Raw genomic sequence first — 11480 nt, forward strand, 5'->3', positions numbered from 1 at the left:
GGTGTCATGAGCCTCGCCCGCCGCGCCAGGATCGCGCGCACGACCCTGGTCTGCCTTGCGGTGGCGATGACGATGCTCACCGTCGGCAGTTGCACCCGGATGACCGTGGGGCACGCGGTGCTGGCCATGCCGCGGGTCGGACAGCCCGTGCAGTGGGACAAGTGCCGGTTCACCGCGGACACCAACATCAAGGTTCCCGACGACGCCCGGTGCGGGTTCCTCGCAGTGCCGGTCGACTACTCCAATCTGCAGGGCGGTGATGTCGCACGCCTGGCGCTGATCAAGTTCCCGGCCACCAAGAACAAGATCGGCTCGCTGGTGATCAACCCGGGCGGCCCGGGGGAGTCCGGCATCGAAACCGCCGTCGGCCTCATCGCCACGCTGCCGCGCAGTGTGCGGGAGCGTTTCGACCTGGTCGGCTTCGACCCGCGCGGGGTGGCGTCGTCGCGACCGGCGGTGTGGTGCAACTCCGATGAGGAGAATGACCGGCTGCGTGCGCTGAACCAGGTCGACTACAGCCCGGCCGGGGTGGCCAAGATCGAGCAGGAGACCCAGGACTACGTCGACCGCTGCTTGGCGAAGACCGGCAAGCAGTTCCTGGCCAACGTCGGCACCGTCAACGTCGCCCGCGACCTCGACGCGATCCGGGCGGGTCTGGGCGACGACAAACTCACCTACCTGGGCTACTCCTACGGCACCCGGATCGGTTCCGCCTACGCCGAGGCGTTCCCGCAGAACGTCCGGGCGATGATCCTCGACGGCGCGGTGGACCCGAACGCCGACCCGGTGGAGGAGGACCTGCGGCAGGCCGCGGCGTTCCAGGGGGCGTTCGACGACTACGCCGCGGACTGCGCGAAGGACAGCCGGTGCCCGCTCGGCACGGATCCGGCCAAGGCGGTCGACGTCTATCACCACCTGGTCGATCCGCTGGTGGACAAACCCGCCAAGACCAGGGATCCGCGCGGGCTGAGCTACAGCGACGCCGTCGTCGGCACGATCATGGCGCTGTACTCCCCGACGTTCTGGACTCATCTCACCGACGGGCTCTCCGATCTGGTCGCCGGCCGCGGCGACATCATGCTGAGCCTGGCCGACCTGTACATGCGCCGCGACGCCAAGGGGCATTACACCAACGCCACCGACGCACGGGTTGCGGTCAACTGCGTCGACCAGCCGCCGATCAAGGACCGGGCCGTGGTGATCGATGAGGACAAACGCTCCCGCGAGGTGGCGCCGTTCATGAGCTACGGCAAGTTCACCGGTGACGCCCCGCTGGGCACCTGCGCGTTCTGGCCGGTGCCGGCGACCACCGAGCCGCACGCGATCGATGTGCCGGATCTGGCGCCGACGATGGTGGTGTCCACCACCCGGGATCCGGCCACCCCGTACCAGGCCGGTGTGGACCTGGCCAAGCAGCTGCGCGGGGGCCTGCTGACGTTCAACGGCACCCAGCACACGGTGGTGTTTCAGGGCAATGAATGCGTGGACGGCTTCGCCTCTCGCTACCTGATCGACGGCACCCTGCCGCCGGCCAATGCGAAGTGCTGAGCGCTGCTACGCTTCGCGGTATGGACCGTCAGAAGGAGTTTGTGCTCCGCACGCTGGAGGAACGCGACATCCGCTTCGTCCGGCTCTGGTTCACAGATGTGCTCGGCTACCTGAAATCGGTGGCGATCGCACCGGCCGAACTCGAGGGCGCCTTCGAGGAGGGTGTCGGCTTCGACGGGTCGGCGATCGAGGGCTTCGCGCGGGTCTCCGAATCCGACACCGTGGCCCGCCCGGATCCGTCGACGTTCCAGATCCTGCCGTGGACTTCCAACACCGGCGGCCACCATTCGGCGCGGATGTTCTGCGACATCACCATGCCGGACGGCTCGCCGGCCTGGGCGGACTCCCGGCACGTGCTGCGCCGCCAGCTGGCCAAAGCCGGTGACCTGGGTTTCTCCTGCTACGTGCACCCCGAGATCGAGTTCTTCCTGCTGGAGCCCGGTTCCTACGACGGCTCCTCGCCGATACCGATCGACGACGCCGGCTACTTCGACCAGGCGATCCACGACTCGGCCGCGAACTTCCGCCGGCATGCGATCGAGGCGCTGGAATCGATGGGCATCTCGGTGGAGTTCAGCCACCACGAGGTCGCGCCCGGCCAGCAGGAGATCGACCTGCGCTACGCCGACGCGCTGTCGATGGCCGACAACGTGATGACGTTCCGGTACCTGATCAAAGAGGTCGCCCTCGATGAGGGGGTGCGGGCGTCGTTCATGCCCAAGCCGTTCACCGAGCACCCGGGCTCGGCGATGCACACCCACATGAGCCTGTTCGAAGGCGAGGTCAACGCCTTCCACAGCCCCGACGACCCGCAGCAGCTCTCCCCGATCGCCAAGTCGTTCATCGCCGGAATCCTCGAGCACGCCTGCGAGATCAGCGCCGTCACCAACCAGTGGGTGAACTCCTACAAGCGGCTGATCCACGGCGGCGAGGCGCCGACCGCGGTGGCGTGGGGCGCCTCCAACCGGTCCGCCCTGGTGCGGGTGCCGATGTACAGCCCGCACAAGACGTCGTCGCGGCGGGTGGAGATCCGCAGCCCCGACTCGGCCTGCAACCCGTACCTGACGTTCGCGGTGATCCTGGCCGCCGGCCTGCGCGGGGTGGAGAAGGGCTACCAGCTGGCGCCGGAGGCCGAGGACAACGTCTGGGACCTGACGCCGGAGGAACGCCGCGCGATGGGTTACAAGGAATTGCCGGGCACCCTGGAGCGCGCGCTGAGCGAGATGGAGAAGTCCGAACTGGTCGCAGAAGCGTTGGGGGAGCAGGTCTTCGACTTCTTCCTGCGCAACAAGCGCCAGGAGTGGGCGAACTACCGCAGCCACGTCACCCCGTACGAACTGCAGAAGTATCTGTCGCTGTAAGCGCTGAGGGCTGAGCATGGCGTACCCCGCGGCGCAGCGCCAGAAACTGCCCAGTGTCGGGCGACTCGGCCTGGTTCATCCGAGAGCGTCGGCCGACCTGACCCAATTGGGCTGGTACACCGAGTACCGCCAGGACCACGTCGATGTGCTGTGGGCGCTGTCGCGCGCCCCGAACGCCGACGCCGCGCTGCGCACCCTGGTCCGGATGTCCGAGGCGCTCGGACCCGACTGGGACGACCTGAGTCGGGTGCTGCTGGCCGACCGCGGCTTGCGGGCGCGGATGTTCGCGGTGCTCGGCTCGTCGCTGGCGCTCGGCGACCATCTCGTCGCGCACCCGCAATCCTGGCGACTGCTGGCGAGCCCGGGCGGCACCATCGCCCTGCCGTCCGCCGGACAGCTGCGAAAGATGTTCGCGGACTGCGTTTCGGCCAACACCGACGGCGGCTACGTGGATCGGTTGCGGACGCTGTACCGGGATCGGCTGCTGATCCTGGCCGCGGTGGACCTGGCGCCGATCGTCGAGGACGAGCCGGTGCTGCCGTTCGCCGCGGTCGGCATTCACCTGTCCGACCTGGCCGACGCCGCGCTGAACGCGGCACTGCTGGTGGCCCAGGCGACGGTCTGCGATGCGGAGGATCCGCCACGGCTGGCGGTCATCGCGATGGGAAAATGCGGTGCGCGCGAACTGAATTACGTCAGCGATGTCGACGTCATCTTCGTCGGTGAGGACGCTGGAACGCTGAGCACCCGGGTAGCCGGTGAGCTGATGCGGGTCGCGGCCGAGGCGTTCTTCGAAGTCGATGCCGGGCTGCGTCCGGAGGGCCGGATGGGACCCCTGGTCCGCACCCTGGAATCCCATGTCACCTACTACCGGCGGTGGGCGAAGACCTGGGAGTTCCAGGCGCTGCTGAAGGCCCGGTTCGCCGCGGGCGACGCCGAGCTGGGCCGCGGCTACCTCGACGAACTTCTGCCGATGGTCTGGACTGCCTGTGGGCGAGAGCATTTCGTCGAAGACGTACGGGCGATGCGCCGCCGGGTGGAGCAGTTGGTGCCGGCCGAGATCCGGGACCGGGAACTCAAACTGGGCTCCGGCGGGCTGCGCGATGTGGAGTTCGCCGTGCAGCTGCTGCAGCTGGTGCACGGCCGCGGTGACGATTCACTGCACGTGGCATCCACCGTCGACGCGCTGGCGGCGCTGGGCGCCGGCGGCTACATCGGCCGGGACGACGCCGCGAACCTGACCGCCTCCTACGAATTCCTGCGGCTGCTGGAACACCGGCTGCAACTGCAGCGGCTCAAGCGCACCCACACGTTGCCGCCGTTCGACGACGACGAGGCGCTGCGCTGGCTGGCGCGGGCCGCCCACGTCCGCCCCGACGGTCACCGCGATGCGGTCGGGGTGTTGCGGGCGGAACTCAAGCGGCAGAACGTCCGGGTGTCGCGGCTGCACGCCAAGCTCTTCTACCAGCCGCTGCTGGAGTCGATCGGGCCCGCCGGCCTGGAGCTGGCCGGCGGACTGACCCCCGGCGCGGCCGAGCGACAGTTGGCGGCGCTGGGCTACGAGGCCCCGCAGAGCGCCCTGACCCACCTGGCGGCGCTGACGAATCAGAGCGGGCGGCGCGGCCGGGTGCAGTCGGTGCTGCTGCCCAAACTGCTGTACTGGCTGTCGGACACCCCCAACCCCGACGCGGGTGTGCTGGCCTACCGGCGGCTCAGCGAGGCGATGGCCGGGCAGCGCTGGTACCTGGCGATGCTGCGCGACGAGAGCGCCGTCGCCAAGCGGCTGATGCGGGTGCTCGGCACCTCGGCCTACATCCCCGAGCTGCTGATGCGCGCACCGGACGTGATCCAGTCCTACGGCGACGGTCAGGCCGGGCCGAAACTGCTCGACACGAACCCGGATGCGGTGGCCGGGGCGCTGATCGCCTCCACCGCGCGCTACGCGGACCCGGCCCGGGCGATCGCCACCGCCCGCAGCCTGCGCCGGTACGAACTGGCCCGGATCGCGTCGGCCGACCTGCTGGGCATGCTCGACGTCACCGATGTCTGCCGGGCGCTGACCGCGGTGTGGGTGGCGGTGCTGCAGGCAGCCCTGGACGCGATCATCCGGGTGAACCTGCCCGCGGACCCGACCGCCCGGGCGCCGGCGCGGATCGCGGTGATCGGGATGGGCCGGCTCGGCGGCGGCGAACTGGGATACGGCTCCGACGCCGACGTCATGTTCGTCTGCGAGGCCAATAAGGGCGTCACCTACACCGACGCGGTGCGCTGGTCGACGATGATCGCCGAGCAGGTCCGCGCCCTGCTCGGCACGGTCAGTGCCGATCCGCCGCTGCACGTCGACACCAACCTGCGGCCCGAGGGGCGCAACGGTCCGCTGGTGCGCACGCTGGCGTCGTACGAGGCCTACTACGCGCACTGGGCGCAGCCCTGGGAGGTCCAGGCGCTGCTGCGGGCACACTGGGTGGCCGGGGACGCCCAACTCGGCGCCCGGTTCCTGGCGATGGTCGACAAGGTCCGGTACCCGGCCGGCGGGGTGTCGGCCGACGCGGTGCGCGAGATCCGCCGGGTCAAGGCCCGGGTGGACGCCGAACGGCTGCCACGCGGTGCCGACCCCAACACCCACACCAAGCTGGGTCGCGGCGGACTGGCCGACGTCGAGTGGACGGTGCAGCTGCTGCAACTGCGGCACGCCGACCGGGTTCCGGCGTTGCACACCACCTCGACACTGCTGGCGATGGACGCGATCGTCGCGGCCGGACTGCTCGACGAGGGTGACGTCGACCGGTTGCGGCAGGCCTGGCTGGCCGCGACCCGCGCCCGCAACGCGCTGGTGCTGGTGCGGGGCAAACCGACCGACCAGCTGCCCGGGCCGGGGCGGGCGCTCAACGCCGTCGCGGTCGCCGCCGGTTGGCCGGGCGGTGACGGCGGTGAGTTCCTGGACAACTACCTGCGGGTGACCAGGCGGGCGAAAGCCGTGGTGCGTAAGGTTTTCGGGGACTAGTAGGGAGACGACGCGGTGGTGCAATTCGGATCGGGTTCGAAGGTGCCGACGATCAGTGCCGAGGACCGGGACCGGCTGACGGCCCGGTATGCGCCGCTGGCCGCTGCGGTCCGCGACCTGATCGACGCCAGCCTGCGCACCGAAGCCGACGGCGCCGTCGTCGACGACGCGTGCGCACAGGTGCGGGCGGTGACCGAGGCGCTGCGCGCCGGCGGCCTCAGCGACGCACCGGGGATGCGCTACGTCACCGGTGAACCGCCCACACCGTGGGGCAACACGGTGGTGGGCCTGCGCAACCCGATCGCACCGCCACTGGCGATCCGCCGCGACGACGACGGCCGGTACCGGACCGACTTCCACCTCGGTGCGCCCTACGAGGGCCCGCCCGGCCTGGTGCACGGCGGCGTGAGCGCGCTGGTGCTGGACCACCTGCTCGGCGAAGCGGCCAGCGACGGCATGACCCGGCCGCTGTACACCGGCACGATCACGGTGAAATACCTGCGCGGCACCCCGCTGGGCGCGCTGCGCGGTGAGGCCTGGACGCACCACCGGGAGGGCGTCAAAACCATTGCGCGAGGCCACCTCTGCGACGCTCAGGGGGTCACGGTGGAGGCCGAGGGGGTGTTCATCCTTCCGGCCTGGGCGCGGGATCCGGCACCGGCCGGCGAGCGCTGAATCTAGCGCCGGATCAGCGCGTCTAGCGTGTATTTTCCACCGCCGGTGAACACCAGCAGCAGGAACGCGAAGCAGTACAGGATCGCGATCTCGCCGTAGTCCTGTGCCGGGTCGATCGGCCACAGTGCCAGCGGCTGATGCTGGGTGAAGTAGGCGACGGCCATCTCGCCGGCGGCCAGGAACGCCGCCGGCCTGGTGCACAGCCCGAGCAGAATCAGTGTGCCGGCGCCGAATTCGATCACCCCGGCCCACCAGATCGGCCAGCTGCCGACACCGGGGGCGGCGAATGCGGCCACCGGCCAGTCGAACAGTTTCGAGGTGCCGGCCACCGTGTACAGGAACGCGCAGACCACCCGGAACACGCTGAGCGCCGCGGGGGTCCAGCGGGTCAGAGTTTGATCAAGTCCGGCGAACACGCAACCACTGTAGATTCCGGCGCCGCACCTCGTCTGCTCCGGAGCGGACGCTGCCGCACGATCGTCGGCCACCAGAACCACGGCCCGTAGAGCCGGACCAGTGACGGCACGATGAACGACCGCACCACCAGGGTGTCCAGCAGCAGACCGATGCAGACCGTGGACCCGACCTGGCCGATGGTGCGCAGGTCGCTGGCGAGCATCGCCAGCATGGTGAACGCGAACACCAGTCCCGCCGACGTCACCACCCCGCCGGTGCTGCCCAGGGCGCGGATCAGCCCGGTGTTCAACCCGGCCCGGAGTTCCTCTTTGAGCCGCGCGATCAGCAGCAGGTTGTAGTCCGAACCGACCGCCACCAGGATGATGAACGTCAGCGGCAGGATCATCCAGTGCAGCGGCAGGCCGATCAGGTGCTGCCAGATCAGCACCGACAACCCGAACGCGCCGGCGTAGGAGAAGGCCACGGTGCCCGGAATCACCAAGGCGGCCACCAGACTTCGCGTGATGATCAGCATGATCAGGAAGATCAGTGTGAAGGCGGCGATGGCGGCGATCAGCAGATCGGACTTGGCGTACTGCGCGATGTCGCGGTTGTTCGATCCCGAGCCGCCGATGTAGATCTTCGCGCCGGCCAGCGAGGTCTCCTTCAAAGCGATCTTGATCGCGTCGGGGAATCGCTCGACGTGCTCGATTCCCTCCGGCCCCATGGCGTTTCCCTCGTGGGTCACGATGAACCGGGCCGCCTTGCCGTCCGGGGACATCATCAGGGCCATGCCGGTCTTGATGTCCTCGTTGTCGAACGCCTCGTGCGGGATGTAGAAGAAGTCGTCGCTGCCCGACGCGTCGAAGTCATTGCCGACGTTGATCATGTCGTCGAAGGTCTGATCGGTGTTCTCGGCCTGGATGTCGGCGGGACCGTACGTGTTGACGATCAGCGCACGCAGCGCGACCTGATCGTCGACCATCAGGTTCAACTCCGAGACCATTTGCGGCAGCAGCTGATCGACCACCTCCAGCGAGCCCACCGCGTTCTTGATGCTCTCCGCCAGTTTGTCGACGTTGTCCATCATGTCCCACGTCGACCGGAACGCCCAGCAGATCGGGATGTCGAAACAGTGCGGCTCCCAGTAGAAATAGCTGCGCAGCGGCATCAGGAAGTCGTCGAGGTTGGAGATCTCCTCGTTCATCTGGTCGGTGACGGACTGCATGTCCTCCATCGTCAGCACCGTGGAATGCATTTCGTCGGAGAGCTTCTGGGTCAGCGCGATCGTCGTCCGCAACACGTCGACGGTGTGCGCCATGATCTGCGCCTGCTTCTCGGTGTTGGCGTTCTGCTCCAGGCTGAACGGCAGCTGCAGGCCGTTGCCGCTGCCCTGGGTGGTGAACAGGTAGGGCAGCGAGGCGTGTTCGAGGGCACGGCCCATCGGCCGGGTGATGCCCTGCACCATCGCGACACCCGGCAGCCGGATCAGCGCCTTGGCCACCCGGTCCAGCGAGATGAAGTCGGCCGAGTTGCGCATGTCGTGGTCGGACTCCACCATCAGCATCTCGGAGAACAGCTTGCTCGGCGGGAAGTGCCGGTCCGCTGCCGCGAACCCGGCTTTGGCGGGGGCGTCGGCGGGCTGGTAGCTGCGGTCGTCGAAGTTGACCCGGTAGGTCGGCATGAACACCGCGCCGATCAGGACGACGGCGCAACTGGCGGTCAGCACCGGTTTGGGCCAGCGCACCACCGAGGTGGCGATGCGCCGGTACAGCCGGGCCTTGACCTGCTGGCGGGGATCGAAGAGCCCGAACAGGCTGCCCACGCTCAACACGGCGGGTCCGATAGTCAGCGCGCCCGCCACCGTCAGCACCATGCTGATGGCCACCGCCGGCCCCATCGTGTTGAAGTAGTTCAACCGGGCGAAGCTCAAACAGAACGCCGCCCCGGCGATCGTCAGGCCGGACCCGACGATCACATGCGAGACACCCCGATAGGCGGTGTAGTAGGCGTCTTCGCGGCTCTCGCCGTTCAACCGGGCCTCGTGGTAGCGGCCGATCAGGAAGATGCCGTAGTCGGTGCCCGCGCCCAGCGTCAGCGACACCACCATGTTCACCGCGAACGACGACAGTGAGATGACCCCGAAGTGCCCCAGGGTGGCGATCACGCCCTTGGCGGCCAGCATCAGGATCAGCACCCCGAACAACGGCACCAGCATCGTCACGACCGACCGGTACACCAGCAGCAGCATGAAGATGATCAGGAAGATCGTGGCGATCGTGATGTTGTTCAGACTCGAATTGGCGATCGCCACGGTGTCGGCGGCCAGCGGGGCTGCCCCGCTGACGTAGACCGTCAGGCCCGGCGGCGGGTCGGACGCGTCGACCAGGTGCCGCACGGCGGCGACCGATTCGTTGGCCTGCATCTGCCCGATGTCACCGGCGAGCCGCAGCAGCACGTAGGCGGCGCGCCCGTCGAGGCTCTGCGCCCCGGCCGCGGTGATCGGTTTGCCCCAGGTGTCCATGACGTACTGGACGTGGTCGGTGTCGGCCCGCAGGTCACGGACGAGCTTGTCGTAGTAGGCGTGGTCCTGCGCGCCCAGCGGGCGGTCGGCTTCCAGCACCAGCATCGTCATGCTGGTCGAGGTGGACTCCTCGAACTTCTCGCCGATCGCCAGCATCGCGGCCTGCGACGGTGCGTAGGTGGGGACCATCGGCCCGGCCAGTTCTTCGGCGACCCGCTCGACCTGCGGCACGAACGTGTTCGTCGTCGCCGCCAGCACCGCCCAGAACAGCAGGATCGGCACCGCGAGGGCGCGGACCACCCGGGCGACCAGCGGTCGCTTGTTCTGCTGCGCGCTCATGCGGACTTCACCCGGCACGTGACGTCGGCGTTCGGGTGCGTGCTCGACCGTTCGTCGCGGATCACGCCGTCGACCAGGATCCGGCAGGCGGCGTGTTCGCCGCGCACCTGGACCGAGATGCTGCCGGAGACGACCGCGAGCATCGTCGTCTCGTCATGCGTCCAGGGCAGGGCGGCCAACTCGACGGTGTGCGGGTGTCCGTCGATGTCGACGTAGGACAGCAGGCCGCCGGCTCCGACGTCGCCGTCCACCTGATAGGTGAGCAGCTTCGGGGTGAACTCCGGTGGCGCCTGCGGAGGATTGACGGCCAGCACCGGTCCGGGAGCCGACATCTGGTGGACGTTCCACACGCAGAGCGCACCCACGGTGAGGGCGACGACGGCCACCAGCGGAAGCCAGGCCTTCGCGAGGAAGGACGTGGGTGACGGCCGGCTCACTCGGCGACGGCTCTCGTGGGCACCGTGTCCGCGGCGAGGGGCAGTCGTTTCTTCAGCTTGGCCACCCGGATGAGCTGCCCGGTGATGTTCAGCGAACTGAACATCGGGATCACGCCGATGAACGTGCGCTGCGAAGGGGTGGCGCCGTGCAGCTGCTCCAGGCTGCCGAGCACATAGAAGATGCCGAGCGAGAAGATCGCGAGCGGAATGGAGAACGCCAGCGGTTTCCGGTGTTCGGCGACCACCCGGGTGACGAACTCCAGCTCCTCGGGTGTCAGCGGAGTGCGGTTGCGCACCTTGGTCAGGACCTTGTGCCTGGCCCCGACGCCTTCGCTGACCGGCAGTGGTGTGCGCTTGCGCAGTTCGCGGACGTGGAAGTAGACCCCGGTGCCGGATGCCAGCAGTGCCACGAAGGCCACCGCCGCCAGGTCGCCGAACAGGTGCCAGTTCGTGCCGAACATGTTCCAGTTCATCGCGCCCCTCCCGATCCGACGACAAATCGTAAACGGATCATAATGAGACGTCAAAATCTCATCATCGGCCGGTCGTGTAGTTATGATCGTCGCCATGGATCCTGCTGCACAGGAACTCAGTGGACCCCAGTTGCGGACGCGCACGGCGATTCTCGACGCTGCGGTGACGGTGCTCGCGCGCGATCGGACCGCGACGCTGCCGGAGATCGCTGCGGCGGCCGACGTCGCGCGGTCCACCGTGCACCGCTACTTCGCCGACCGGGATCGGCTGATCTACGAGACCATGGTGGACTCGATCCGCATCATCAAGGACTGCATTGCCACCGCGGCCACCGATGACGGGCCGGCGATCGACGCGATGCGCCGGCTGGTCACCACGATCGCACCCGAGGGTGACCGGGTGGTCTTCCTGTTCTCCGACCCGTCGGTGTTCCGCGACGTTCCGGCCGACCAGCAGCCGGACTACGGCCCGGTCACCGAGTTGATCGTCCGCGGCCAGCGGGAGGGCGCGTTCGATCCCGAACTCAGCGCGGACTGGATCCGCACCGCGCTGTTCGGGATCCTGATCAAGGCCTGCCGGGAGGCCGCGCGCGGGACGCTGCCGCGGCACAGCATCGTCCCGTCGATCATCCGGATCTTCGAGCGGGGGGTGACTCCGGGCTGAGCGGGTTCAGCAGTCGTAGTACAGCGCGAATTCGTAGGGGTGCGGGCGCAGGTTGATCG

Annotated in this window: 9 protein-coding genes; 5 read left to right on the forward strand and 4 right to left on the reverse strand. The window is 68.5% G+C overall.

Annotation, left to right across the window (positions count from 1 at the left end; all coding sequences use genetic code 11):
- The first annotated feature begins 6 nt into the window (after positions 1-6).
- The 4 genes from KIH27_RS08380 to KIH27_RS08395 are packed head-to-tail and all read left to right on the forward strand — an operon-like array spanning position 7 to position 6588.
- Positions 7-1548 carry an alpha/beta hydrolase gene (locus KIH27_RS08380; RefSeq protein WP_214092473.1) on the forward strand — a complete coding sequence of 514 codons (1542 nt, stop codon included), beginning with the start codon at positions 7-9 and terminating at the stop codon, positions 1546-1548.
- A gap of 20 nt (positions 1549-1568) precedes the next feature.
- On the forward strand, positions 1569-2909 hold the full coding sequence (gene glnA / locus KIH27_RS08385; protein WP_214092474.1) for a type I glutamate--ammonia ligase: 1341 nt from the start codon (positions 1569-1571) through the stop codon (positions 2907-2909).
- Between the two features lie 10 nt (positions 2910-2919).
- A complete protein-coding gene (locus KIH27_RS08390; RefSeq protein WP_214092491.1) occupies positions 2920-5913 on the forward strand; it encodes a bifunctional [glutamine synthetase] adenylyltransferase/[glutamine synthetase]-adenylyl-L-tyrosine phosphorylase in 2994 nt (997 codons plus the stop codon).
- An 18-nt stretch (positions 5914-5931) separates the two neighbouring features.
- Entirely contained in the window at positions 5932-6588 is a 657-nt protein-coding gene (locus KIH27_RS08395; protein WP_214092475.1) for a PaaI family thioesterase, read from the forward strand.
- Positions 6589-6590: 2 nt separating this feature from the next.
- On the opposite strand, the gene KIH27_RS08400 is transcribed toward KIH27_RS08395, so the two are convergent.
- From KIH27_RS08400 to KIH27_RS08415, 4 genes are read right to left on the reverse strand one after another with little or no spacing between them, the layout of a single operon-like run.
- On the reverse strand, positions 6591-7004 hold the full coding sequence (locus KIH27_RS08400) for a DoxX family protein (RefSeq protein ID WP_214092476.1): 414 nt from the start codon (positions 7002-7004) through the stop codon (positions 6591-6593).
- Positions 6977-9847, reverse strand: a complete 2871-nt coding sequence (locus tag KIH27_RS08405; RefSeq protein WP_214092477.1) for an MMPL/RND family transporter — start codon at positions 9845-9847, stop codon at positions 6977-6979. Before KIH27_RS08405 ends, KIH27_RS08400 begins: the two co-directional genes overlap by 28 nt.
- Positions 9844-10284, reverse strand: coding sequence for an MmpS family transport accessory protein (locus KIH27_RS08410; RefSeq protein WP_214092478.1), 441 nt, complete (start codon positions 10282-10284; stop codon positions 9844-9846). Before KIH27_RS08410 ends, KIH27_RS08405 begins: the two co-directional genes overlap by 4 nt.
- Positions 10281-10757 (reverse strand): hypothetical protein, encoded by a 477-nt coding sequence (locus KIH27_RS08415; RefSeq protein WP_214092479.1) that lies wholly within the window; start codon positions 10755-10757, stop codon positions 10281-10283. Before KIH27_RS08415 ends, KIH27_RS08410 begins: the two co-directional genes overlap by 4 nt.
- A 94-nt stretch (positions 10758-10851) precedes the next feature.
- On the opposite strand from KIH27_RS08415, the gene KIH27_RS08420 reads away from it, so the two are divergent.
- Entirely contained in the window at positions 10852-11421 is a 570-nt protein-coding gene (locus tag KIH27_RS08420) for a TetR/AcrR family transcriptional regulator (protein WP_214092480.1), read from the forward strand.
- The last annotated feature ends 59 nt before the right edge of the window (positions 11422-11480 follow it).

Source organism: Mycolicibacter acidiphilus, from assembly GCF_018455725.1.
Classification (GTDB): Bacteria; Actinomycetota; Actinomycetes; order Mycobacteriales; family Mycobacteriaceae; genus Mycobacterium; species Mycobacterium acidiphilum.